At 60.1% G+C, this 24,288-nt stretch carries 19 protein-coding genes and 1 pseudogene; 13 read left to right on the top strand and 7 right to left on the bottom strand.

Annotated elements, in window-relative coordinates:
* Positions 1 to 24: 24 nt before the first annotated feature.
* From algG to AB4P91_RS00465, 7 genes are all read left to right on the top strand, one after another.
* Entirely contained in the window at positions 25 to 1,596 is a 1,572-nt protein-coding gene (gene algG, locus AB4P91_RS00435) for a mannuronan 5-epimerase AlgG (RefSeq protein WP_150594966.1), read from the top strand.
* Between the two features lie 10 nt (positions 1,597 to 1,606).
* On the top strand, positions 1,607 to 3,067 hold the full coding sequence (locus AB4P91_RS00440; protein ID WP_150594967.1) for an alginate O-acetyltransferase: 1,461 nt from the start codon (positions 1,607 to 1,609) through the stop codon (positions 3,065 to 3,067).
* Between the two features lie 8 nt (positions 3,068 to 3,075).
* The gene (locus tag AB4P91_RS00445; RefSeq protein ID WP_395604082.1) at positions 3,076 to 4,200 is read left to right on the top strand and encodes a mannuronate-specific alginate lyase; all 1,125 of its coding nucleotides are present in this window, start codon (positions 3,076 to 3,078) and stop codon (positions 4,198 to 4,200) included.
* A gap of 321 nt (positions 4,201 to 4,521) precedes the next feature.
* Entirely contained in the window at positions 4,522 to 6,087 is a 1,566-nt protein-coding gene (locus AB4P91_RS00450) for an MBOAT family protein (protein WP_150594969.1), read from the top strand.
* A 10-nt stretch (positions 6,088 to 6,097) separates the two neighbouring features.
* Entirely contained in the window at positions 6,098 to 7,273 is a 1,176-nt protein-coding gene (locus tag AB4P91_RS00455) for an alginate O-acetyltransferase (RefSeq protein WP_395604083.1), read from the top strand.
* Between the two features lie 14 nt (positions 7,274 to 7,287).
* The gene (locus AB4P91_RS00460) at positions 7,288 to 7,944 is read left to right on the top strand and encodes an alginate O-acetyltransferase AlgF (protein ID WP_150594971.1); all 657 of its coding nucleotides are present in this window, start codon (positions 7,288 to 7,290) and stop codon (positions 7,942 to 7,944) included.
* Between the two features lie 211 nt (positions 7,945 to 8,155).
* A complete protein-coding gene (locus AB4P91_RS00465) occupies positions 8,156 to 9,607 on the top strand; it encodes a mannose-1-phosphate guanylyltransferase/mannose-6-phosphate isomerase (RefSeq protein ID WP_150594972.1) in 1,452 nt (483 codons plus the stop codon).
* Positions 9,608 to 9,700: 93 nt separating this feature from the next.
* On the opposite strand, the gene AB4P91_RS00470 is transcribed toward AB4P91_RS00465, so the two are convergent.
* Positions 9,701 to 12,490 (bottom strand): RHS repeat domain-containing protein, encoded by a 2,790-nt coding sequence (locus tag AB4P91_RS00470; RefSeq protein WP_395604084.1) that lies wholly within the window; start codon positions 12,488 to 12,490, stop codon positions 9,701 to 9,703.
* Positions 12,491 to 12,673: 183 nt separating this feature from the next.
* On the opposite strand from AB4P91_RS00470, the gene AB4P91_RS00475 reads away from it, so the two are divergent.
* Together AB4P91_RS00475 and AB4P91_RS00480 are read left to right on the top strand one after the other, a co-directional pair.
* Complete coding sequence (locus AB4P91_RS00475) at positions 12,674 to 13,138, top strand: multidrug transporter (protein WP_395604085.1); 465 nt, start codon at positions 12,674 to 12,676, stop codon at positions 13,136 to 13,138.
* A gap of 35 nt (positions 13,139 to 13,173) precedes the next feature.
* Positions 13,174 to 13,998, top strand: a complete 825-nt coding sequence (locus AB4P91_RS00480) for an SDR family oxidoreductase (protein ID WP_150594975.1) — start codon at positions 13,174 to 13,176, stop codon at positions 13,996 to 13,998.
* 131 nt (positions 13,999 to 14,129) lie between these two features.
* Here AB4P91_RS00480 and AB4P91_RS00485 read toward each other — a convergent pair whose 3' ends face one another.
* Positions 14,130 to 15,011: a LysR family transcriptional regulator gene (locus AB4P91_RS00485; protein WP_042557743.1), complete on the bottom strand. Its 882-nt coding sequence runs from the start codon at positions 15,009 to 15,011 to the stop codon at positions 14,130 to 14,132.
* Positions 15,012 to 15,120: 109 nt separating this feature from the next.
* Here AB4P91_RS00485 and AB4P91_RS00490 point away from each other — a divergent pair, with 109 nt between their 5' ends.
* Complete coding sequence (locus tag AB4P91_RS00490; RefSeq protein WP_395604086.1) at positions 15,121 to 16,491, top strand: MFS transporter; 1,371 nt, start codon at positions 15,121 to 15,123, stop codon at positions 16,489 to 16,491.
* Positions 16,488 to 16,886, top strand: a complete 399-nt coding sequence (locus tag AB4P91_RS00495) for a DUF4440 domain-containing protein (RefSeq protein WP_047299819.1) — start codon at positions 16,488 to 16,490, stop codon at positions 16,884 to 16,886. Before AB4P91_RS00490 ends, AB4P91_RS00495 begins: the two co-directional genes overlap by 4 nt.
* 53 nt (positions 16,887 to 16,939) lie before the next feature.
* Here AB4P91_RS00495 and AB4P91_RS00500 read toward each other — a convergent pair whose 3' ends face one another.
* From AB4P91_RS00500 to AB4P91_RS00520, 5 genes and pseudogenes are all read right to left on the bottom strand, one after another.
* Positions 16,940 to 17,806, bottom strand: coding sequence for an efflux RND transporter periplasmic adaptor subunit (locus tag AB4P91_RS00500; protein WP_395604087.1), 867 nt, complete (start codon positions 17,804 to 17,806; stop codon positions 16,940 to 16,942).
* Positions 17,807 to 17,816: 10 nt separating this feature from the next.
* Entirely contained in the window at positions 17,817 to 18,017 is a 201-nt protein-coding gene (locus AB4P91_RS00505) for a DUF1656 domain-containing protein (protein WP_395604088.1), read from the bottom strand.
* Positions 18,007 to 20,199 carry an FUSC family protein gene (locus AB4P91_RS00510; protein WP_395604089.1) on the bottom strand — a complete coding sequence of 731 codons (2,193 nt, stop codon included), beginning with the start codon at positions 20,197 to 20,199 and terminating at the stop codon, positions 18,007 to 18,009. Before AB4P91_RS00510 ends, AB4P91_RS00505 begins: the two co-directional genes overlap by 11 nt.
* Positions 20,200 to 20,225: 26 nt before the next feature.
* Positions 20,226 to 20,345: pseudogene (locus AB4P91_RS00515) on the bottom strand (metal ABC transporter ATP-binding protein); the annotation flags it as partial.
* The gene (locus AB4P91_RS00520; RefSeq protein WP_395604090.1) at positions 20,342 to 21,841 is read right to left on the bottom strand and encodes an efflux transporter outer membrane subunit; all 1,500 of its coding nucleotides are present in this window, start codon (positions 21,839 to 21,841) and stop codon (positions 20,342 to 20,344) included. The gene AB4P91_RS00520 and the pseudogene AB4P91_RS00515, both read right to left, overlap by 4 nt.
* Before the next feature lie 277 nt (positions 21,842 to 22,118).
* Between AB4P91_RS00520 and AB4P91_RS00525 the strand changes: the two genes are divergently transcribed.
* Together AB4P91_RS00525 and AB4P91_RS00530 are read left to right on the top strand one after the other, a co-directional pair.
* Positions 22,119 to 23,087: a LysR family transcriptional regulator gene (locus AB4P91_RS00525; RefSeq protein WP_150594981.1), complete on the top strand. Its 969-nt coding sequence runs from the start codon at positions 22,119 to 22,121 to the stop codon at positions 23,085 to 23,087.
* A gap of 380 nt (positions 23,088 to 23,467) precedes the next feature.
* Positions 23,468 to 23,842 carry a DUF6124 family protein gene (locus AB4P91_RS00530; protein WP_395604091.1) on the top strand — a complete coding sequence of 125 codons (375 nt, stop codon included), beginning with the start codon at positions 23,468 to 23,470 and terminating at the stop codon, positions 23,840 to 23,842.
* Positions 23,843 to 24,288 lie beyond the last annotated feature (446 nt).

Below are 24,288 nucleotides of genomic sequence, written 5' to 3' on the forward strand. Positions count from 1 at the left end.
CCAACCGCCAAGGGAGTGCCCGACATGAACAGTGCCCGCAAAGGCTCACTCAGCCTGCTGGCCGGCGCGATGCTGCTGGCCTCGGCAGGCGCCTTCGCCAGCGTAGAGCCGGCGAAGCCAGCGACCACGGCGAAAGAGCTGCAACAAGCCAAGACCTACACCGTCAGCAGCGCACCGACCGAGGCGCTGAACCTCGCCGCGCCGACACTGCCGGACATCTCCGGCTACACCGCCGAAGCCGCCGCCGCGAAGATCGTTCGCAGCAAAGCGGGCAAGGTCAGCGTGCGCCGGATGATGCAGGAAGACGCCCTGAAGGACTTCATCGGCGGCGACAACAAGATGGCCGAGTGGGTGGTGCGTCAGCACGGTATTCCGCAGGCGATCTTCGTCGACGACGGCTACATGAACCTCAAGGATCTGGCGAAGAAACTGCCCAAGCAGTACTTCAGCGAAACCGCGCCGGGCGTGTACCTGGCGAAGTTGCCGATCGTGGTTGGCCGCAAGGGCATCCTCGAAATCGACGGCCAGACTCAGGAATTGCGCCTGTCCCAAGAGGCCGGGTCGTTCCTGGTCAACGACGGTCAGCTGTTCGTGCGTGATACCAAAATCACTGGCTGGCGCGAGAAGGAAAACGGCCCGGCAACCTTCCGTTCGCCGAAAGAATTCCGCCCGTTCCTGCTCGCCTGGGGTGGTACCGAGACTTACATCGTCAACAGCAAGATGGCCAGCTTCGGCTACGCCAACAGTAAGTCGTACGGTGTGAGTATTTCCCAGTACACGCCAAACATGGCCAAGGTCCTCAAGCGCGCCGAGCCGACTGGCTGGATCGTCGGTTCCGAGTTCTCGGACATGTGGTACGGCTTCTACTGCTATGAAACCCGCGACTTCGTGGTCAAGGGCAACACCTACAAAGACAACATCGTCTATGGCATCGACCCGCACGACCGTTCACACGGCCTGATCATTGCCGAGAACACCGTTTACGGGACGAAGAAGAAGCACGGGATCATCATTTCCCGCGAAGTGAACGACAGCTTCATCTTCAACAACAAAAGCTACGACAACAAACTCTCGGGCCTGGTGATCGACCGGAACAGCGTCAACAACATCATTGCCTACAACGAGATCTACAAGAACCACACCGACGGCATCACCCTCTACGAGTCTGCCGACAATCTGCTGTGGGGCAACAAGGTCATCAGCAACAAGCGCCACGGCATCCGCATTCGTAACAGCGTGAACATTCGCCTCTACGAAAACATCGCCATGGCCAACGGTCTGACCGGCGTCTACGGCCACATCAAAGACCTGACCGACACCGACCGCGACATCAAGCTCGATCCGTTCGATGCACAGGTTTCGCTGATCGTGGTCGGCGGTGAGCTGGCGGCCAATGGCAGCGGCCCGCTGTCGATCGACTCGCCGTTGAGTGTTGAGCTGTATCGCGTATCGATGCTGGCGCCGACCAAATCCAGCGGCATCAGCTTCAACGGCATCCTGGGCGAGCGCCAGGATGAAATTCTTGACCTGCTGGTGCGCCAGCAGAAAGCCGTGCTGATCGACCCTGTCGAACGCCAGACCGAAATGCAGGACTGAGGATAATTTTATGCACCCACACTTGATCAAATTACTCAGCCTGTCGGCCCTGACCATGGGCATTCTGGCGGCCAGCAATGGTGCCCGCGCAGATGAAACCAGCGCCGTCACACCGCCCAAGTTCACCGCTGATCCGTGCTGCAACCTGTGCCCGGAAGCGCATGACGCGAAGAACTACACCACGCGTTATCAGCAGAATTTCACCACGCTGGTACAGGCGCAAGGCGACTGGCTGTTCCGTACCCAGGAAGACCTGCGCACCGAGTTCAACACCACCCCGGCCGGCTACAAACGCATGCAGCAACTGCACGATGCGTTCAAGAGCAAAGGCGTCGAGCTGGTGATCGTTTATCAGCCGACCCGTGGCCTGGTGAACCGCAACAAGCTCAACCCGCAAGAAAAAGCCGCGTTCGATTACGAGAAAGCGTTGGGCAACTACAAGACCATGCTCGGCCGTTTCGCCAAGATGGGTTACGTGGTGCCGGACTTGTCGCCGCTGACCAATGAATCGCTGCCAGACACCTTGCCAGCCCACGATTTCTACTTCCGTGGCGACCAGCACTGGACGCCATACGGCGCACAGCGCACGGCCAAAATCGTCGCCGAGAAGGTCAAGCAGATCCCGGCCTTCGCCGACATTCCCAAGCGTGAATTCGAGACCAAGAAGTCCGGGCGCATGGGCAAGACAGGTACCCTGCACAACATGGCCGGGCAACTGTGCGGCACCAGTTACGCGATCCAGTACATGGACCAGTTCACCACCGAGCCGAAAGGCGAAGCGGGCGACGGCGACCTGTTCGGTGATTCCGGCAACCCGCAAATCACCCTGGTCGGCACTTCGCACAGCGGCAAGAACTACAACTTCGCCGGTTTCCTCGAAGAGTCGATTGGTGCCGACATCCTCAACGTCGCGTTCCCGGGCGGTGGTCTGGAAGGTTCGATGTTGCAGTACCTGGGCAGCGACGAATTCCAGAAAACCCCGCCGAAAATTCTCATCTGGGAATTCTCGCCGCTGTATCGCCTCGACCAGGAAACCATCTACCGCCAGATGATGGCGCTGCTCGACAACGGCTGCGAAGGCAAAGATGCACAGATGACCGGCAGCGCCACACTGAAGCCGGGCAGCAAACAAGAACTGCTGGTCAACAGCAAGAACCTGAACCTGCAAAACAGCAGCCATCAGGTCGACATTCGCTTCGCCGACACCTCGGTGAAAACCCTGCAAGCCACCCTCTGGTACATGAACGGTCGCCACGAGGACATCAAGATCGAGAAGCCGGAAACCTCCGACACCGACGGTCGTTTCGCCTTTGAGTTGCGCACGGACGAAGACTGGGCCTCGCAAAACCTGCTGGCAGTCGAAGTCCAGGGCCCGGAAGCGGGCGCCGCGCCACAGAAAGTCGAAGCGAAAATCTGCAAACGCAACGTATTCCCGGGCGCTGGGCAACAAACCGCTCAGGTCGGGCAATGAGGTCTGCTATGCGAAATCCGAAATTGAAAACTCTTTTAGCGCCGACGCTGCTCGGGCTGGCGATCTTCGCCGGCACCGCGCAGGCCGCCGCGCCATTGCGTCCACCTCAGGGCTATTTCGCCCCGGTGGATAAATTCAAGACTGGCGACAAAAGCGAAGGCTGCGATGCAATGCCGACGCCGTACACCGGCGCGCTGCAATTTCGCAGTAAATACGAAGGCTCGGACAAGGCCCGTTCGACCCTGAACGTGCAGTCGGAAAAAGCCTTCCGCGACACCACCAAAGACATCACCACGCTGGAACGCGGCACCGCCAAACGCGTGATGCAATTCATGCGCGACGGTCGCCCGGAGCAGCTCGAATGCACGCTCAACTGGCTGACCGCGTGGGCCAAGGCTGACGCCTTGATGTCGAAAGACTTCAACCACACCGGCAAGTCGATGCGCAAATGGGCGCTGGGCAGCATGGCCTCTTCGTACATTCGCCTGAAATTCTCCGACTCGCATCCGCTGGCGCAGCATCAGCAGCAAGCGCAGTTGATCGAGGCCTGGTTCAGCAAAATGGCCGACCAGGTCGTCAGCGATTGGGACAACCTGCCGCTGGAAAAAACCAACAACCACTCGTACTGGGCTGCCTGGTCGGTAATGGCGACGTCCATCGCCACCAACCGCCGCGACCTGTTTGACTGGGCAGTGAAGGAATACAAGGTCGGCGTGAATCAGGTCGACGCCGACGGTTTCCTGCCGAACGAACTCAAGCGCCAGCAACGCGCCCTCGCCTACCACAATTACGCCCTGCCGCCGCTGGCGATGATCGCCAGTTTTGCCCAGGTCAATGGCGTCGATCTGCGTCAGGAAAACAACGCTGCGCTAAAACGTCTGGGTGAGCGGGTGCTGTCGGGTGTGAAAGACCCGGATGAATTCGAGAAGAAGAACGGCAAAGAGCAAGACATGGACGACCTCAAGGTCGACTCCAAATTCGCCTGGCTCGAACCGTTCTGCACCCTCTACACCTGCCCGGCCGATGTGATCGAGAAGAAGCGCGACATGCAACCGTTCAAGACCTTCCGCCTTGGCGGGGATCTGACCAAGGTCTACGACCCGTCCCATGAAAAGGGCGGGAAAGGCTCATGAAGCAAGAGCCCCTCACCCTAACCCTCTCCCGGAGGGAGAGGGGACTGACCGAGTTGCTTGGGCGAAATCCGCCGACCTGAAAGTTCGCGCCGAGCTCAGGATCCAGGCAGCTTCATTGGCGACATGAACAACCGAGTCGATCTCCATTTTTGAAAACCATGGAGATCAGGCTCCCTCTCCCTCCGGGAGAGGGCGGGGAGTGAGGGGCGCGGTCTTACGGCCTCCTCGAACCTCAAGGAAACACGCATCACCCCTCCACTACCACGGGGGGTTTGGGGGGGCTTTGGCCCTTGACTGTTGGTTAAAACTGGAGAGATCGGGATGGTATTTTCATCCAACGTGTTCCTGTTTCTGTTCTTGCCGATCTTTCTCGGCATGTACTACCTGAGCGGGATTCGTTATCGCAATCTGCTGCTGCTACTCGCCAGCTACGTGTTCTATGCGTGGTGGCGGGTGGACTTCCTGGCGCTGTTCGCTGCCGTCACGTTGTGGAACTACTGGATCGGCCTGAAAGTCGGTGCTGCCGGCGTGCGGACCAAACCGGCGCAACGCTGGCTGTTGCTCGGCGTGGCAGTGGATCTGTGCATCCTCGGCTACTTCAAGTACGCCAACTTTGGTGTCGACAGCATCAACGCGATGATGACCTCGGTCGGTCTGTCGCCGTTCATCCTGACCCACGTGCTATTGCCGATCGGGATCTCGTTCTACATCTTCGAGTCGATCAGCTACATCATCGACGTGTATCGCGGTGACACCCCGGCGACGCGCAACCTGATCGACTTCGCGGCCTTCGTGGCAATCTTCCCGCACCTGATTGCCGGCCCGGTTCTGCGTTTCCGCGACCTCGCCGACCAGTTCAACAACCGCACGCACACCCTCGACAAGTTCTCCGAGGGCTGCACGCGGTTCATGCAGGGTTTCATCAAGAAGGTCTTCATCGCCGACACCCTGGCGGTAGTTGCCGACCATTGCTTCGCCCTGCAAAACCCGACCACGGGCGATGCCTGGCTGGGTGCGCTGGCGTACACCGCGCAACTGTATTTCGACTTCTCCGGTTACAGCGACATGGCGATCGGTCTGGGTCTGATGATGGGTTTCCGCTTCATGGAAAACTTCAAGCAGCCGTACATCAGTCAGTCGATCACCGAGTTCTGGCGTCGCTGGCACATCAGCCTGTCCACCTGGCTGCGTGACTACCTGTACATCACCCTCGGCGGTAACCGTAAAGGTACATTGATGACCTATCGCAACCTGTTCCTGACCATGCTTCTGGGTGGTCTGTGGCACGGCGCGAACATCACCTACATCGTCTGGGGCGCCTGGCACGGCATGTGGCTGGCCATCGAGAAAGCGCTGGGCCTGAACACCTCGCCACGCAGCCTCAACCCGATCCGCTGGGCCCTGACGTTCCTGCTGGTGGTGATGGGCTGGGTGATCTTCCGCGCAGAGAACCTGCACGTTGCCGGTCGCATGTACGGCGCGATGTTCAGCTTCGGCGAATGGTCGCTGTCGGAACTCAATCAGGCCAGCCTCACCGGTCTGCAAGTGGCAACTCTGGTGGTGGCGTACGTGACGCTGGCGTTCTTCGGCCTGCGTGATCTGTACACCAATCAGCCACCGGTCAAGGCCAAACCTGAAGTCAACGTCGAGGCCGACGGCCCTGCCACTGCAACTCCAGGAATGATCAAAGCGGTGCCCGGCGACAACCCGGCAAGCATCCACGAGCCAGGCTACACCGTCGGCGTCGAAGCCCAGGTGCAACCGGCCTACTGGACCGCTGACTGGTCGCGCTACGCAATGCGCGCCGTGATTCTGCTGCTGTTCATTGCCTCGATTCTCAAACTCTCGGCGCAAAGTTTCTCGCCGTTCCTTTACTTCCAGTTCTGAGGGATCTGACATGACCCGCTCATTACGCATCTTCTACATCGCTCTGTTCCTGGTGACCCTGTTGGTCCTGGGTCTATGGTCGGTTCGCAGCTTCTTCGGCTTCAGCACCAACGCCGACGCGACGGTGCTCAACGGTCGCTGGACCAAGGCTGTGGAAACACACTACGACGAAGAGTTTCCGATCAAGCGTCTTGGCACCAACCTCTGGGCCGCGCTGGATTTCAAACTGTTCAACGAAGGTCGTCCGGGCGTCGTGCTCGGTCGCGATCAGTGGTTGTACAGCGATGAGGAATTCAACCCGATCGTCAACGAAGAGCTGAACCTGCAAGGCAACTACGCGCTGGTCGAAGGCGTGCGCCAGACCCTGAAAGACAAAGGCGTGAAACTGGTGATGGCGATCGTGCCGGCCAAGGTTCGTCTGTACCCGGAGCACCTGGGTGAAGTGAAACCGGCGAGCATTCACGCCAACCTTTACGAGGACTTCCACGCACGGGTTGCGGCGGACAAGATCCTTGCACCCGATCTGCTCAAGCCATTGCAACAGGCCAAGCAGAATGGTCAACAAGTGTTCCTGCGCACCGACACTCACTGGACGCCAGAGGGTGCCGAGGTTGCCGCCAACACCCTGGCCAAGACCATCGCCGACAAGTTCCCGCTCAGCGGCGAGCCGCAGCGTTTCGTCACCACGCCGGCGGAAAAGGTCACGCACAAGGGCGACCTGCGTCTGTTCCTGCCGCTTGACCCACTGTTCGAAAACCTGATGCCGGCGCAAGAGCCGCTGCAAAAGCGCAACACCGTAGCCGCTGGCGAGCAACCTGGCGGTGACGACGCCCTGTTCGCCAACAGCGAAGTGCCGGTCGCGCTGATCGGTACCAGCTACAGCGCCAACCCGAACTGGAACTTCGTCGGTGCGCTGAAACAAGCGCTGCACAGCGACGTCGTGAGCTACGCCGAAGACGGCCACGGCCCGATCCTGCCGATGCTCAGCTACCTCAAAAGCGATGACTTCAAGAACAGCCCGCCACAAGTGCTGATCTGGGAGTTTCCTGAACGTTATCTGGCTGTGAACAACGAAATCGGTGACGCCGACCCGCAGTGGGTCGCAGAGCTTAAACAAGCCGGCGCACGCCAACAAAACGTAGCTGCAAACACTCAATCCGAGACGCCCGACCGGGCGCAAAACTGAAAGAGAGGTACACCATGACTTTCACTACAACTCCTCGCCGTCTCGCTAAAAGCTTCGCTCTGGTTGCTGGCCTCAGCGTGCTGTCCGTATCCGCCTTCGCGGGGGGCGATGCTGCCCTCTACGGCCCTACGGCGCCAAAAGGCTCGAGCTTCGTGCGCATCTATAACGCCAGCAACGCTGAAGTCAGCGCCACCGTTGGCAGCACCAACCTGAGCGATGTTGCGCCACTGGCCAGCAGCGACTTCAGCTTCATGCCGGGCGGCGACTACAGCGCCAAGGTCGGCAGCCAGACCCTGCCGGTGAAACTCGCCGGTGACCATTACTACACCCTGGTCAACAACGCTTCCGGCGCGCCGCAACTGATCGAAGAGCCGCCGTTCAAGAACAAGCAGAAATCCCTGGTGCGCGTGCAGAACCTCAGCGACAAGCCGCTGACCCTGAAGACGGCCGACGGCAAGACTGAAGTGGTCAAAACCGTGGCCGCCAAGGGCCGCGGCGAACGTGAAATCAACCCGGTGAAAGTCAGCCTGGCGCTGTACGAAGGTGACAAGAAAGTCGGCGACGTGAAGCCGGTCGCCCTGGAGCGCGGTGAAGCAGCAGTGCTGTACGTCACCGGTTCCGGCAGCAGCCTGTCGCCAGTCTGGGTGAAACGCCCGGTGTCGACGCGCTAATCAATTTTCCGAACTGACCCGGCTCCCTGTGGGAGCTGGCTTGCCAGCGATGCAGACACCGCGGTTCTGCAGATGCACCGAGGTGATGCCATCGCTGGCAAGCCAGGCTCCCACAGGGACCGAGGTGAGCGTTCGGGTACGAGACAAAAACAAGAGTGAAACGACACAGCGTTCGTGGCTCTAACCCAATCGATTTTATGGAGTAAACAATATGATTCCGGTGATCTTGTCAGGTGGTAGCGGCTCACGTCTTTGGCCGCTTTCGCGTAAGCAGTTCCCTAAGCAATTCCTCGCCCTGACCGGCGAACACACGCTGTTCCAGCAGACCCTGGAACGCCTGGTGTTCGAAGGCATGGACACCCCGATCGTGGTCTGCAACAAGGATCACCGCTTCATCGTCAACGAGCAGTTGGCCAACCGCAAACTGGAATGCCAGCGCATCCTGATGGAACCGTTCGGCCGCAACACCGCGCCGGCCGTGGCGCTGACCGCGATGATGCTGGTCAATGAAGGCCGTGACGAGTTGATGCTGGTGCTGCCGGCCGACCACGTGCTGGAAGACCAGAAAGCCCTGCAACGAGCCTTGGCCCTGGCCACCGTCGCTGCCGAAAACGGCGAAATGGTGCTGTTCGGCGTACCGGCGACCAAACCGGAAACCGGCTACGGCTACATCAAGTCCACCGCTGATTCGCTGCTGCCCGAAGGCGTCAGCCGCGTCTCGCACTTCGTCGAAAAACCTGACGTCAAACGCGCCACCGAGTACGTGCAGTCCGGCGGCTACTACTGGAACAGCGGCATGTTCCTGTTCCGCGCCAGCCGCTTCCTCGAAGAGTTGAAAAAACACGACCCGGACATCTACGACACCTGCCTGCTGACCCTTGAGCGTAGCGCGCAGGATGCCGACACCGTCACGCTGGACGAAGCCACTTTCGCCTGCTGCCCGGACAACTCCATCGACTACTCCGTCATGGAAAAAACCCAGCGTGCCTGCGTCGTGCCGCTGACCGCCGGCTGGAGCGATGTTGGTTGCTGGTCGTCGCTGTGGGAAGTCAACGAGAAAGACGCCAATGGCAACGTCACCAAAGGTGATGTGGTGATTCAGGACAGCAAGAACTGCATGATCCACGGCAACGGCAAACTGGTGTCGGTGATCGGCCTGGAAAACATCGTTGTGGTCGAAACCAAGGACGCGATGATGATTGCCCACAAGGACAAGGTCCAGGGCGTCAAGCAGATGGTCAACACCCTCAACGAGCAGGGCCGCAGCGAAACCCAGAACCACTGCGAAGTCTATCGTCCGTGGGGCTCGTACGACTCGGTAGACATGGGCGGGCGTTTCCAGGTCAAGCACATCTCGGTCAAACCGGGCGCGTGCCTGTCGCTGCAAATGCACCACCACCGCGCCGAACACTGGATCGTGGTCAGCGGCACCGCCGAAGTGACCTGTGATGACAACGTGTTCCTGCTCTGCGAAAACCAGTCGACCTACATCCCGATCGCTTCGGTGCATCGCCTGCGCAACCCGGGCAAGATCCCGCTGGAAATCATCGAAGTGCAGTCCGGTTCGTACCTGGGTGAAGACGATATCGAACGCTTCGAAGATATCTACGGCCGCTCCACCCCGATCGAGCGCGGCGTGTCGGTGAAAACCATCGCGCAGTAAACGATCCGCAAAACATGAAGCCCTCGCCCAGCCCGTTGCGTTCCCTATCCGCAGCGGGTTGGGCTTTTTTTTGCTCAGTGCTCCATCAACAACTCAACGTCCGAACTGCATGGCAAATACAGCCACGGAATCTGCGTTGCGCCGAGCAACGTTTTGCCGGACTTTTACATGACCGATGTAGGCATCTGCACGCTTTCGCGGCGACGTTGCCGGGCCCTTGCCCAACTTTTCCAAGCCTGTATTCACTGCATTCTTGTATTGCCCAAGTACACGAGGGTTGAATTTACTTTCATCGGGGGCAACGCGCATGCTCTCTGCGGAGTCCAAACGCCCGAGCAGAACATAGTCCTTCATGTCTTCCTCGGAGGCGGTGTTCCACTCATCACCAAAGTTCAGATACATGAAATCAGCTACAAAATTCGGGTCCTGGTGTGTGCGCATGGCATGCGCGGCCTCATGAACCACTGTTCGCGTATAAGAAACCCGGTGGCTACGTTCAATATAACTTCGGCTCATCCATATGAAGCTCCCGTCATTGATCGTATTGAATGACATCGCTTCCATACCCGGCATCTGATCGACAAGAAAAATTCGCTGACTGCGTTCATTCGCCAACTTCGTCATGAAGGACTTCAAGTCCCTCATATCTGCCAGCAGCAAGGAAGTGAAGCTGTCTTCATCCCGCGCAGACGAGAAGTCCTGCTCATCAAACATCATCGTTAGAATTTTCCGGGTGGAGAGGCTTAACGAAGGCTGCGACAACGCTTTCTCGGCATTGGTTACCCAATCAAGCCCCAATTTTAATGCTTCGCTCGTTGCATCCCTTTCTTTTGCCGGAAATGAATCAAGCCCCTGGGCGATGATTTCAATACTCCTTTTTTTTGCATAGCTCTCCTGTTGATTCAAAACGTCATAACTATTTGTCCCGTTTTCGTCTTGACGGTTAATGGGTGAGTTCCTGACCATCCGGAACAGATTCAGCCCATCCACAGCCCCTGCGGGATCAGGATTCACCCAGCGCTGCAGCCACGGTATGTAGTACCGAAAACCATAGTAATAAAGCCCCGTCGCATCCCGTTCTTTGCCCGAATAACGAAGGGTTTTGTAACTGACTTCACTGTCCTTGCTCCACGCCGTCTCGCCAAACGGGTGAAATGTTTCCTGACTGATGATGCGGGCATCCTCGCCGAGCTCCAGACTGGTCGAGCCCAAATGATCAGTATGGCTGTACCGATAGAGGTCGTTGGCGCCAGTCGGTGGTGCACTGTCCCAATGTAAAACGTGCACAACGTTGAGGCCGCCCTCGGCGCTGATGACTTGCAGTTGTTCTGCGCTGCCACGCTCACTGCGCAATTCCAGTCCCGGTAAATAGCGTACTTCGCCGACGACGCCGCGAGAGTTCGTCTGTAATGAACGCGTCATGCGCACACGCTGTCCGCCACCGTCGTAAACGTATTGCTCGATGTCATTGAGCCCACTGGCCCGCTCCACCGGCGTAATCGACCGCAAAGCATTACGCAAATCCCACGTCAACGAGCGCCCTGCTTCCAGCGCCCGCAGATTTCCACGGGGATCGAACGCTGCAGCGATTTGCTCTTCTGTGGGCGGTACGTCGTTGCGGTAAGGCAGACAGCGATTGCTGCACCGCGCGGCTTTGAGCTTTCGTCCGCTGCGCATACCCACATGCTGGAGCTCCAGCAGGTTGCCGGATTCGTCGTAGCGATAGCGCTGGCGGTAATTGCTCAACGCCGCCGGATCATTGCGATCCAGAGACTCTGGCCCCTGACTCGCGGCCCCCGCCTCCCACCCGGTGGCCTCGCTCAATTGGTACAAACTGTCGTACGTAAACCGGCTGACGGGGTCGATACGCTGATTGGCGAAATAACGAATCGGCAGTGCCTTGTCCTCAATGCTCAGCACGTTGCCGACCCGGTCATATTCGTAGCGAAGGAGCTGCAAAGCCGCACCGTTGGCCTTTACAGCGCTGCGCTCAAGCAGGCGACCATCTTCGGGCCGATAGGTCAGTGCTGTCAGCACCCCGTTGCCCGCCAACTCCTGCGTGACTTGTCCGTCAGCGTTGTGAGCTATGGCAGAGACCAGCGTTCGCGGCCGGGCTTGATGTTTCAGTTGCAGATGACGGGCGCGTAGACGGCCATCGAGGGTGAATTCGCTGAAATGCCGATGGCCCCGCGCATCGACCTGTTCGATCACCTGGCCCTGTGGCCCGAAACGCCATTGGGTCGTTGCACCCTCGCCGGGTTCCAACAACCGCGCCCGTTCATCAATCGGTTCGGGCCAGTCCGGGATAACGGGTTGCGGGGTGAAGTGTCGGTTGTTTTCGCTGCATTGGCCGCTGATGGAAAAGGTTTCGAACAGCAGACTGCCCGCCGGATCATCGTGGCGAAGCAACTGGCCGAGCTGGTTGCGGGTCGGGTCAGCCGTCTCGGGCTGGCCATACATGAAACGCTCGACGCATAGACGAGGCTGCGACTCGCCTTCTTCAAACACCGCCAACGGACGCAGCAGCAGATCGTGTTGTGTTTCGCGACGAGTGCCTCGACTGTCCCAATCGAACAGCACGTGCGCACCCACACCGTGCAAGACGATCTGCATGCCGGCATCAACGCTGTCCGAGCGCAGCATCTGGCCGTTCAGCAAATACACCGAGGTCAGATTGGCCGGAGTCTGCGGATCGCTCATGTGCAGCGACCACAAACGTGGATCCCACTGGGCGACAGCGCGCCCGGCTACGTCATGCAGCGTGCGGTTGACGCGGGTTTGAACAGGCTCATCCACCTCGGTGCGCCAATAGTCGACCCTACGAACCGGCAACCCACGCGGGTCGTGCGCCGAAAGCGTCGGTGTTCTGCTGTGCACGTTCATGTGGTTTGCTCCGCACGGTCGCGACGTCCTTTTCGTCTGTCGGCATCACAGCAGTCGGACGGCATGAATGCCTACTGTCAGAAATTACAGTTCCGACCAACGGTGCATTCGCTTGCGCAACGAATGTCTATTGGGGCGTCCCTTAGGTAGGATGGTGCGCAAGAGTTCAAGGAGCGTTCAAACATGTTCATCGGCGTCCTGCTGGTCATCACCTGGCTGATCCTGTTGCTGCGCTACCCCGCCAAGGCGCTACCGGTTTCGGTCGCAGCGGCTGTCGGTCTCGCGCTGGTGGCGATGTGGGTGGTGTGGCTGGACAACCGCGAGGTCAAGCAACTGGCACGTCTGGAACTGCGCATCAGCTATGCACCCGAACAATGCCCGGCAGATCGACCGCTGCAACTGAAGATGAACAACGGCAACGACGTCCCGCTGACCGAACTGCGCTGGCGCATCGGCGCTTATGCGCCGGGCGATACCGTCAATCTGGCCGATAACCAATACACCGCGCCACGCTATCGCGGCCCCGGCGAATTGCAGGCTGGTGGCAGTTGGGAAGATTGCGTGCCGATGCCGCCGCTGCGGCCCGGTTATCGCCCGCAAACCCTGGAATTTCGCGCCGAGCGATTGCAGGGCAGCTTCTCCGACTGATCCCCTTCCCCACCGTTTTGCACAAGGAACGCGCCATGCCTGTTGCGTTGATCACCGGTTGTTCCAGCGGCATCGGCCGCGCCTTGGCGGATGTTTTCACAAACGCCGGTTACGAAGTCTGGGCCACCGCGCGCAAGCCTGAAGATGTCGCCGCGCTGACGTCAGCCGGGTTTATTGCGGTGCAGCTCGACGTCAATGACGGCGCGGCACTGGCGCAACTTGGCGAGCGAATCAATCAGCAACACGGCGGCCTCGATGTGCTGATCAACAACGCCGGTTACGGCGCGATGGGCCCGCTGCTCGACGGCGGCGTGCCCGCCATGCAGCGTCAATTCGAAACCAACGTGTTCTCGATTGTCGGGGTCACCCGCGCACTGTTTCCGGTGCTGCGCCGGGGCAAAGGGCTTGTCGTGAATATTGGCAGTGTGTCCGGTGTTCTGGTCACGCCATTCGCGGGCGCCTACTGTGCCTCGAAAGCTGCCGTACATGCCTTGAGCGACGCGTTGCGTATGGAGCTGGCACCGTTCGGCATCCGCGTGATGGAAGTCCAGCCCGGGGCGATTCAGTCGAGTTTCGCAAAGAATGCCGGGCATGAGGCCGAGCAGTTGATCAACGAGCAGTCACCGTGGTTTCCCCTGCGTGAAGGCATTCGCGCGCGGGCCAAGGCGTCGCAGGACAAGCCGACGCCGGCCAGCGAATTTGCGGCGCAATTGCTGAAGGCTGTGCAACAAAGCAAACCACCACGGCTGATCCGCATCGGCAATGGCAGCCGGGCGTTGCCGTTGTTGGCGGCGTTACTGCCTAAAGGTTTGCTGGAGTCAGCATTGATGAAGCGGTTCGGCTTGCGTGGGCAACTCTGAGAGCGGGTTGAGCCCATCGCGGGCAAGCCCGCTCCCACAGGTTTTTCCGGTGTACTCAAATACCTAAAACGCTGCAAAACCTGTGGGAGCGAGCTTGCTCGCGATGGGGCCGCAGCAATCACCGAAAAATCTCAACCCCAGCCCTTCATGAAATCAATGAACGCCCGCACTTTAAGCGGCAAATGCCGGGTGTCCGGGTACAGCGCGTACACGCCTTGCTGGGCAAAACGGTAGTCCGCCAACAAGCGCTGTAACCGTCCGGCGTCGAGATCTTCCTGGATCAGCCACTGCGGCAGAATGGCCACGCCCTGCCCGGTCAATGCAAATGCCCGCAGCGTTGCCGAGTTGTCCGCAACGATCGCGGTCGTCCCCGGTTTTGGCTGATAGAAATGCTCGCTGCCGGCGGGGTCGGTGACCGTCATTTCCGGTACGCGCCCATGCCCCAGTGTCGGCATCGACTCCAGCACTGCCAGGGTGCTGACGGGAGCAAACTGCTCGACCAATGCCGGCGCCGCCACTGCAAACACCTCGAACGTCGACAACTGCACCGCGCGCAGATTGGAATCGTGCATGCGCCCGAGGCGAATCGCCAGATCAAAACGTTCTGAGATCAGATCCGCGTGGGTCGAGGAGGTCGACAGATGAATATTCAATTGCGGCTGCTGCTGACGAAACACTTCCAGCGCCGGCACCACCTGCGCCAGAGCAAATTCCACGGTGGTGGTGATACGCAGCGTGCCCTTTAGCTGTGAGTGCTCGGAACGGGCCTCCTCGATCGCCAGTCGCGCTTCATCCAGTGTGCGCAGACAGCGCCGATAGAAGCGCTCGCCGGCATCGGTCAGCGCCAGTTGCCGGGTGTTTCGGGTGAGCAACGTGACACCCAGCTCCTCTTCCAGCCGTTTGAGGTTGAAGCTCACCACCGCTCGCGTCTGCCCAAGCGTATCGGCGGCGGCGGTCAGCGACCCGGCCTCGACCACGGCTTTAAAGGTGTCAAAACGGTCCAGGCTGACCATATTCACGGCGCTCCTTGTCAAAATTATTTTGACAAACTAGCAGCCAAACCAGCGTTTTCCTATCGTCAGAAGGGCCCTACCCTGCACGTCTCATCACAGGAAAGTCGCCATGGCCTATCGCTCAAAAGTCGCGCTGGTGTATTTGCTGGGTTTCGCCCTCGACCTGCTCAACATGTTCGCCGCCAGCATTGCCTATCCGGACATCGCCCGGCAGTTGCACGCGTCGGTGACGCAACTGGCGTGGATCACCAACGCCTACATGCTCGGGCTGACGCTGATCATTCCGATGAGCGTGTGGCTGGCGGCACGGGTCGGCGAGCGCCGGCTGATCCTTGGCTCGTTGCTGGTGTTCGCCATCGCGTCCGGACTGGTAGCCCAGGCCGGGTCGATTGAAAGCCTGATCGGCTGGCGCTTGCTGCAAGGGCTGGGGGGCGGATTGCTGCTGCCGGTCGGTCAGGCCTTGGCCTATCGAGAGTTTCCTGCGACGCAGCGCGCGCACTTCACCGGTGTGGTGCTGCTGGTGGCGCTGATGGTGCCGGCCCTGTCGCCGGCGGCCGGAGGACTGATTGTTGAAGCGCTGTCGTGGCGCTGGATTTTCTACCTGAACATGCCGATGGCGCTGCTGGCGTTCGGGCTCGGCCTGCTCTGGTTGAAGCCCGACCAACCCACCCGCGAACGACCGACACTGGACGCACGCGGCCTGCTGTTGGCCGTGTCGGCCCTGAGCCTGTTGCTGATCGCCGTAAGCCTGGCAAGCGCAACCGCCACCCGCCACCTGGCTGGCGCCGTGCTGCTGCTCAGCGTCTTAACCTTGTGCGTGTACATACGCGATGGCTGGCGAAAACCTGGTGCGGTGCTTGACCTGCAACTGATCAAGCACCCGTCATTGCGTCTGGCCATGCTGATCTACCTGTTTGTGCCAGGCATCTTTACCGGCACCAACATGCTTGCCGTGCTGTACCTGCACGACCTCGGTTTCGGTGCGGCGCAAACCGGTGCACTGATGCTGTCCTGGGCGGCGGCTTCGGGACTGGCGATCATGCTCGGCAAACGCCGTTTCAACCGGGTCGGTCCCAAGCCGTTGCTGATCGCGGGCATGCTGTTGCAAAGCCTGGGCATTGTCATGCTGATGCAGATCGAACAGCCCGCAGCCGGCCCGTTGATCCTCGCCTATGCCTTGATGGGCCTGGGTGGCAGCCTGTGCAGCGTCACCGCGCAGACCCTGGCGTTTGTCGGCATGAGCGCGGAAAAAATGGGCCACTCCAGCGCCCTCTGGAACATCAATCGCCAGCTCGGTTTCTGCCTCGGCGCGGCGCTGCTCAGTTCATTGCTGGGCGCCCTGGGCGCCAACGGTTTCAAATACTGCTTTCTCGCCGCCGCGCTTCTCACGCTCTTGCCGATGGTCGCCGTGCTGCGTTTCGATGCGAGCAAAGTCCTCGCGCTGCTGAACTCACCTGCCCTTCAGGAAAAAACCACATGACTGACCACACCGACTACTTTGCCGAAGTGATCGAAGCGCACGAGGCCATCGAACGATGGTTTGCCGTGGCAGAGGACGAGACCGCTCTGGAGCGATTACTGACACGCTTTTCACCCCGGTTTTCGATGATTACGCCGCTGGGTCGCGTGCTTGATTTCGAAGCCTTGCGGGGACTGTTTCAAATGGCCGGAGGCAAGAAGAACGGGTTCAGGATTGAACTCAGCGAACTGCGCGCGATTGCGTTGCACGACCGTGGCGCGACGGTGAGTTACCGAGAACAGCAGACGGATGCGAGCGGTTTGCACACGGACCGGCGCTCGACGGTCGTGTTTGAAAAACTCGATTCCGGGCGGCTGGTCTGGGTGCATTTGCAGGAGACGTTTTGCGGGGTTTAGACGTTCGGCATTTCTTGCAGGACCGAGGCGTCCGCATCGCGGCTCAGTCTGCGTCAGTTATCCAAACCGTCCTGCTTAACCACGACCGTACACGTAATCCCCGCCGCCAACAGCACACCGTCCGGCACTTCATCGATGTGAATGCGCACCGGCACCCGCTGCGCTAACCGGACCCAATTGAACGTCGGATTCACATCGGCAATCAGCTCGCGGCTTTCAGGGTTGTCGCGGTCGTAGATGCCGCGAGAAATGCTTTCCACATGGCCCTTCAACACTTCGCCGCTCATCAGTTGCATGTCGGCCTTATCACCGACGCGCACGTGCGGCAGTTTGGTTTCTTCAAAGAAGCCGTAGACCCAGAACGAATTCATGTCGACCACGGCCATCTTCGCTTCGCCGATGCGCGCGTAGTCGCCGCGATGCACGTTGAGGTTGGTCACGTAGCCGTCCACCGCCGCGCGCACTTCGGTGCGTTTGAGGTTGAGTTCGGCGGCTTCCAGTTGCGCCTGCGCGTGTTGGTAATCGGCGAGTGCGGCGTCTGCGATATTGCTGGCGTCGTCGCGGTTCTCCCTGGAGATCACCAGCGCATCCATGTCGGCGCGACGATGCGCGTTGACCTTGCGCATCTCCCATGTCGACTTGCGTGAAGCGACCAGCGACTGCGCCTGTTTCACTGCGATGCGGTAATGCTCCGGGTCGATCTGCATGAGCAAATCGCCCTTCTTCACCAATTGGTTGTCGCGCACCGGCACGTTGACCACTTCACCGGTGACGTCGGCGGCAACGTTGATGATGTCCGCACGCACCCGGCCGTCGCGGGTCCACGGCGTGTCCATGTAATGCACCCACAAGGTCCGGCCGATCCACAGCGCAAGGGCCAGCACCAGCAGGGTCGCGAGCAGGCTGAAAAACTTTTTCATCAGAACGTTCTCAACGGTAGACAGTCAGCGCCATCGCGCCGAACAGACAGGTAAACAGACTCAGGCGCAGCAGCGCCGGGTGCCAGAAGAAGCGGTACAGATCGAACCCCGACAAGCACCGGTCCACCGCCCAGGCCAAGGCCGCGGCGATGAAAAACATCAAGGTCATGGTCGGCATGTACACGCCGTGGAAGGCGATTTCACGAGGCATGGGCAAGTCCTTCGGGCTTGGCGGGCGCGAACGCGGCAAGCGGTGATTGCGGGTCGAGCAAGGACGTGCGGATAAAGTGCAGATAGCTCTTCACCCGACGCAACGCCGAGGTATCGAAGTGCGGCGCGAACGGTTCATCGGTGGCTGCGACACGACTGATCGCGTGGTCGACCGCGACCAGTGCGCGCTCCAGATTGCTGGCGTTGGGGTGCAGAAACAGACGCACCAGTGCACGCCCCATAACACGGATTGCCTGACGCCACGGCTGCGACTCGGCATACGCCGGATGCACCGGCAGAATCGCCTGTTCCTTGCGCAACTCGATGATCGCGTGGCCGACTTCAAGCACCACGAACATCCAGCGCAGCAGACTCTTTTGCACCTTCGGCTCACCGGCCGCCAGACCGTAGGCCTGATGCAGCAGATCGCGGGTGCGGCTCTCGAAACTCGACGCCAGCCCTTTGAGTTTGCCGCTGATGGCATAGACCACTTGCCCGCGCAGATCCTGCTCCAGCCGTTGCCACAACCAGCGGCTGTTCGGCGGCAGAATAATTGCCCCGGCAGCCGCGCAGACCAGCATGCCGATGACCATGGCGATGTAGTCATTGATGAAGGTGTACGGGTTGTAGACCGTCAGGTTGTCCGGCACGGAACCGGTGCTGAAGAAGATCAGCAAACCGAGACCGACACCGGCGTATTGCGGCCGCGACGTAAGGAACGAGCCGAGCACGATCACCGGCGCGAGCATCACGCACAGCAATGGAAAACCGTCGATCCACGGGAAGATGAAAAACATCTCGAAGAAGCCGATCAGCGCGCCGAGGAACGTGCCGCACGCCATCTGGAATGCCATGCGTTTTGGGTTCGGCGTGGCGGCGGACAAGCCCACCGTGGCGGCGGCAATCAAGGTCATGGTCGCGCCGCTCGGCCACGCGGTGGCCACCCAATAACTGCCCAGCACGATCAGGATGAACGAGGCACGAATCCCCGAAGCAGCCGCTGCCCACCAGTTGGTTTGCGGGGTGAACGGCTCGTCCCAACGCTCGCGTTCGTGACGGTGATCGGCCAAGGACGCGTGGGTCTGTGCATAACTGTGCAGGTCATCGACGAAGCGATAGAGCAGCTCGTATGCGGTGTGAAAATCCAGTTGCTCGGCGTCGCTCGGCTCACTCTCCTCAAAGGCCGCGCGCAGACTGCGCACCCGCGCTGGCAGGCCTTCTTTGTAGGTCGCAAGCGCCATCGCCAGGCGTGCGGCATCGGGACTGGTCAGGGCACGACCGCTGAAGCTGTCGAGCACTTCGGCCAGGTCCTGCAGACCCGGCCTGATTGCCGCCACGACGTGCTCCTCGCCATTGCCGCGCAAGCGTTCAAGCAACTGGTGCAGGGCGTTGAAGCGCGTGGTGATGCCCATGAACTCACTGTTCAAACGGCTGAGGCGACCATTGCGCCGGCGCATGTGCGGGTCTTCGAACACGGTCACGCTGCGCAGCCCTTCCAGCCCCACCGCTTCGGCAATGAAGCGTACGTTGGTCGCCTCAAAGGATTCGGTTTTGCTACGCCCGCGCAAGCCATCGGTGACGAACAGCGCGAATACGCCGAAACGCTGATACAGCGCGTTGCGCATCGCCGCGCTGGCGGTTTGCGGCAGGATCGCGGCGCTGACCACGGTGGCGCAGAGAATCCCCAGTGAGATCTCCAAAACCCGCCACACAGCGGCCATAAACGCGCCGTCGGGGTGCGCCAGCGCCGGCAACCCGACCATTGCGGCGGTGTAACCCGCCAGCACGAACCCATAGGCGCGGAAGTTACGGCAACGCGCGGCGCCCGCCGAGCAGAGGCCGACCCAGATCGCCAGCGAGCCGAGGAACAGTTCGGTGTTCTGCGCAAACAGCGCGATCAACGTGACCATCATCGCCGAGCCGGCCAGCGTGCCCAGAAAGCGATAGAAACTCTTGGCGAACACCTGCCCGCTTTGCGGCTGCATGACGATGAACACGGTGATCATCGCCGTGCGCGGTTGTGGCAATTCCAGACGCATGGCCAGCCACAGGGTCAGGAACGCGGCGAGCAACACCTTGAAGATGTAGACCCAGGTCACGCCATCGCTGCGCGCCCAGTCAAAAAAACCGCGGCGCCATTCCAGGGAGTAGAGCCAGCGCAGGGGTGCAGGCAAGGAAGTCATTCAAATGTGCTCAATGAGATTCGGTCTGGTCGCAGAACCTGTGGGAGCGAGCTTGCTCGCGAATGCGTTTTTATATTCAACGTTGATGTCGACTGATAAACCGCTTTCGCGAGCAGGCTCGCTCCCACATTGGGTCGTGTGTTCAATGCAGGAGAGCCGGGGTTTTCGGGGCTTGGGTTTTTTCGGCACTCGGCACGTCATTCCCCGCACCCAGCCCCCCCCCCAGCGCCGTCACCAACTGCGCATGCGCACTCAAGCGCGCCGCCTGCACCTGCTGTTGCACTTGCTGCTGTTTGAACAGCAACGTTTGTGCGTTGAGCACGTTGAGGTAATCGGTGAGGCCGCGCTGATAAGCGATCATCGCGATGTCGTAAGTCTTCTGCGCGGTGGCCACGGATTCGGCGGCGAACCCTTGCTGCTTGTCCATCGACTCACGGCGAATCAACTGGTCGGAAATATTCTTGAGCGCATTCACCAGTGTCTGGTTGTAATGCGCCACAGCGATGTCATAACCGGCCGACGCTTCACCCAGTTCGGCACGCAGTCGCCCGCCATCGAAAATCGGTAACGAGATTGCCGGGCCCACGTTGTAATTGAGTTTCTTGCCGGTCAAAACCTCCAGCGCCCCACCGCCAGTGGCCATGAAACCGAGGCTGCCGACCAGGTCGACGTTGGGATAAAAACCGGCGTGCGCCACTTCGATGCCACGCGCCTGCGCCGCCACTTGCCAGCGGCTGGCGACCACATCCGGACGCTGACCGAGCAATTGCGCGGGCAGTGCCGAAGGCAGCTTCAGCGCCGCACCAAGGGACAGCGTCGGCCGCTGCAATTGCGCACCCGCCCCCGGCCCTTTGCCTGCCAGTGCGGCGAGCTGATTGCGACTGAGGGCGATCTCTTCGTCCAGCGCATCGAGTTGCCGATGGGTCTCCGGCAAAGGCGTTTGCGCCTGGCTGACTTCAAAATGCGTGCCGATCCCGCCGTCCAGACGCTTTTGCGCCAGATCGAGAATCTGCTGTTGCTGCGCAAGCGTGGCCGCGACGATGTCGCGCTGGGCGTAATGCAGCGACAGCGCGATGTAGGCGCGCACGATGTTGTTCTGCAACTCCAACTGCGCCAACCGCGCCTCGGCAACGCTCATGTGCGCCAGATCCAGCGCCCGTTCGCTGGTATTGCTTTCGCGGCCCCAGAGGTCGAGGGCGTAGCTGAAACCCAGCGCGGCGTTGTTGTCCCAAGTGGTGGTATTGGCCAGCTCGCCCGGGCCGTAGAACTGATCAGTCGGCCAGTTGTGGCGCTTGAGGGTCGACTCGCCATTGATCTGCAACGACTCGGCCGCTTCAGCGACACCGGCCATGGCTTTGGCCTGACGCACCCGCGCGGCGGCCATGGCCATGCTCGGGCTGCCTTGGATGGCGAGGTCGATCCAGCGGTTCAGTTGCGGGTCGCCGTAGGCTTGCCACCATTGTGCGGTGGGCCAATTGGCGTCACGGGCGGCGTGGGCGATGGCGTCGTCGGTGGCCAGTGCATTGGCTTGCAGTGCCTTGCCCTGCGGGGAAATACCTTCGGTTGATAAGCAGCCGCTGAGACCCAGGGCGAAAGCCAGAACACTGAGCGGCAAAAGCGCTCTGTTGATGCGACGCGGCACAGCTGCGAATTCCTGAGAAGGGGATAAAACGAGGGCTTGTCTCCGTCTAGGAGCTGCCGGTTGCGATCTTTTGATCTTGATCCCTTAAAACAAAATCAAAAGAGCGCAACCGGCGGCAGCTCCTACAGGGAACGGCGCAATTCTAGGTGGGCGCCTTGACCACGATAAGCTGGGAATCCTGTGAATCTTTGTTACCGTTAACGAGATAATCCCTTGGTCGGGGGTTTCGACCCCGAAACTTCGTGTCACAATTTGCCATCTCCCTTGAGAGCACCCCATGGACACTTTGCAAAACATGCGCGCCTTCAGTTGCGTGGCCGAAGCCGGCAGCTTCACCGCCGCCGCCGTGCAACTCGACACCACCACCGCCAACGTTTCGCGCGCGGTCTCCAACCTGGAAGCCCACCTGCAAACCCGACTGCTCAACCGCACGACCCGGCGCATCGCCCTGACCGAGGCCGGCAAGCGTTATCTGCTGCGCTGCGAACAGATTCTCGCCTACGTCGAAGAAGCGGAGGCAGAAGCCAGCCAAGCCCACGCCCGTCCGGCCGGACAGCTGAAAGTGCACACCATGACCGGCATCGGCCAGCACTTCGTCATCGACGCCATCGCCCGCTATCGCAAGACACACCCCGACGTGACTTTCGACCTGACCATGGCCAACCGCGTGCCAGACCTGCTCGATGAAGGCTACGACGTCTCCATCGTCCTGGCGCGCGAACTGCCGGATTCGGGCTTCGTCTCGCAGCGTCTGGGCATCACCTACAGCATCGTTTGCGCCTCGCCGGCCTACGTGAAAGCCAACGGCTGCGCGCAAAAGCCCAGCGACCTGCTCAACCACGCCTGTCTGCGCCTGGTCAGCCCGGTGATCCCGCTGGAGAAATGGGCATTCGATGGCCCGGAAGGTCAGGAGATGGTCACCATCAACAGCTCGCCATTCCTGGTGAACTCCGCTGACGCGATGAAAACCGCAATCATCAGCGGCATGGGCGTCGGCGTCCTGCCGGTGTACGCCGCCATCGAAGGCCTGCGCAACGGCACGCTGGTGCGGGTGATGCCGAACTACCGCTCGCAGGAACTGAACCTGTACGCGATCTACCCGTCGCGCCAATACCTGGATGCGAAGATCAAAACGTGGGTCGAGTACCTGCGCGGCTCGCTGCCGGAAATTCTCGCAGCGCATCAGGCGGAACTGGCCGCCTACGAACTCAGCGGCAGCCTCGCCGGAGCCCGAGTCGCCAACTGATTTTCAACACACCGTGAAACCTGTAGGAGCTGCCGAAGGCTGCGATCTTTTGACCTTGATGTTTAAAAATCAAAAGATCGCAGCCTACGGCAGCTCCTACATTTCTGGGTTTTCGCGGAAGTTTCCGACAGGTTTTGAAGGTTGTCCGTCGGAAGTGCGGTGGATAGGCTTTGGGTGTCGCTGACGAATCAGCGACCGGACTTGGTCGTCCGGGTTTAGAATGGCGCACTTTTCAAGCTTGCTTAATGGCGAGCTGTGCGTGGGAGGGCCTCGGCCCTGCCGGGTTTCCATTCCCTGGTCGACCAACCCGCGTACGGTTCGCCACCCTTCTGCTTGGTCGCAGCGTCTGGCGAACTCCACATCCCGAATGGAGTTTCACCTTGAAAAAGCCGACACCAAACCCACCAGAAATCGACAACACCTCCCCCTACGAATCCCCCGATTCGAAGAAATTCCACGAAGCCGCCGAGCGCGCCCTCGACCACTACCTCAAACCCAATGCCCTGACCCTGCGCTTCCACAAACCCAGCACCATGTTCCAGGTCGCGCCCGATCAAGACAACGAAAGCCTACTGGTCCACGCCTGCGAATCACTGGCACAAGCCAGCCTCATGAGCAGTGACATTGCTGCGTACGTCGACCTTCCGCAGCGCCGGACGATACTGGCGATTCAGCAGATCATCATGCTGGCGGAACTGGCGGTGAATCGCGTCCTGGATAACGTCGACATACCCCAACCCGCGCCACACAGCTGACCCCTTGCAGGAGTGAGCCTGCTCGCGATTGCAGGCTCACTCCTACAATGTGAATCGCATACAACCTGCTAAAAATCGATCGGCTGTCAGGCCGCCATCGCTGGCAAGCCAGCTCCCACATTTGAAAGGAGTACACCCGCCAAAGACCGGTCGGCTGTCAGGCCGCCATCGCTGGCAGGCCAACTCCCACATTTGAAATGAGCACACCCGCCAAAGACCGGTCGGCTATCAGGCCGCCATCGCTGGCAAGCCAGCTCCCACATTTGAAAGGAGTACATTCGCCAAAGACCGGTCGGCTGTCAGGCCGCCATCGCTGGCAGGCCAGCTCCACACAAAAGCAACAGCAAGATCAAAAGATCGCAGCCTTCGGCAGCTCCTAGAAAGGAGGCAAGGACACCCCGCACGCGGCGAATGCCGCCCCACTCAACAGGATGAGCGTTAGCTCG

Origin of the sequence: Pseudomonas sp. B21128 (assembly GCF_044218865.1) — a bacterium.
In the GTDB taxonomy this organism is placed as follows: domain Bacteria; phylum Pseudomonadota; class Gammaproteobacteria; order Pseudomonadales; family Pseudomonadaceae; genus Aquipseudomonas; species Aquipseudomonas iridis.

Excerpts from the sequence above, each read along its gene's own strand:
- AB4P91_RS00445 (WP_395604082.1), top strand. The coding sequence starts at position 3,076 with ATGCGAAATCCGAAATTGAAAACTCTTTTAGCGCCGACGCTGCTCGGG.
- AB4P91_RS00455 (WP_395604083.1), top strand. The coding sequence starts at position 6,098 with ATGACCCGCTCATTACGCATCTTCTACATCGCTCTGTTCCTGGTGACC.
- algG (WP_150594966.1), top strand. The coding sequence starts at position 25 with ATGAACAGTGCCCGCAAAGGCTCACTCAGCCTGCTGGCCGGCGCGATG.
- AB4P91_RS00480 (WP_150594975.1), top strand. The coding sequence starts at position 13,174 with ATGCCTGTTGCGTTGATCACCGGTTGTTCCAGCGGCATCGGCCGCGCC.
- AB4P91_RS00485 (WP_042557743.1), bottom strand. The coding sequence starts at position 15,011 with ATGGTCAGCCTGGACCGTTTTGACACCTTTAAAGCCGTGGTCGAGGCC.
- AB4P91_RS00510 (WP_395604089.1), bottom strand. The coding sequence starts at position 20,199 with ATGACTTCCTTGCCTGCACCCCTGCGCTGGCTCTACTCCCTGGAATGG.
- AB4P91_RS00460 (WP_150594971.1), top strand. The coding sequence starts at position 7,288 with ATGACTTTCACTACAACTCCTCGCCGTCTCGCTAAAAGCTTCGCTCTG.
- AB4P91_RS00465 (WP_150594972.1), top strand. The coding sequence starts at position 8,156 with ATGATTCCGGTGATCTTGTCAGGTGGTAGCGGCTCACGTCTTTGGCCG.
- AB4P91_RS00525 (WP_150594981.1), top strand. The coding sequence starts at position 22,119 with ATGGACACTTTGCAAAACATGCGCGCCTTCAGTTGCGTGGCCGAAGCC.
- AB4P91_RS00495 (WP_047299819.1), top strand. The coding sequence starts at position 16,488 with ATGACTGACCACACCGACTACTTTGCCGAAGTGATCGAAGCGCACGAG.
- AB4P91_RS00470 (WP_395604084.1), bottom strand. The coding sequence starts at position 12,490 with ATGAACGTGCACAGCAGAACACCGACGCTTTCGGCGCACGACCCGCGT.
- AB4P91_RS00490 (WP_395604086.1), top strand. The coding sequence starts at position 15,121 with ATGGCCTATCGCTCAAAAGTCGCGCTGGTGTATTTGCTGGGTTTCGCC.
- AB4P91_RS00505 (WP_395604088.1), bottom strand. The coding sequence starts at position 18,017 with ATGCCTCGTGAAATCGCCTTCCACGGCGTGTACATGCCGACCATGACC.
- AB4P91_RS00440 (WP_150594967.1), top strand. The coding sequence starts at position 1,607 with ATGCACCCACACTTGATCAAATTACTCAGCCTGTCGGCCCTGACCATG.
- AB4P91_RS00450 (WP_150594969.1), top strand. The coding sequence starts at position 4,522 with ATGGTATTTTCATCCAACGTGTTCCTGTTTCTGTTCTTGCCGATCTTT.
- AB4P91_RS00500 (WP_395604087.1), bottom strand. The coding sequence starts at position 17,806 with ATGAAAAAGTTTTTCAGCCTGCTCGCGACCCTGCTGGTGCTGGCCCTT.
- AB4P91_RS00475 (WP_395604085.1), top strand. The coding sequence starts at position 12,674 with ATGTTCATCGGCGTCCTGCTGGTCATCACCTGGCTGATCCTGTTGCTG.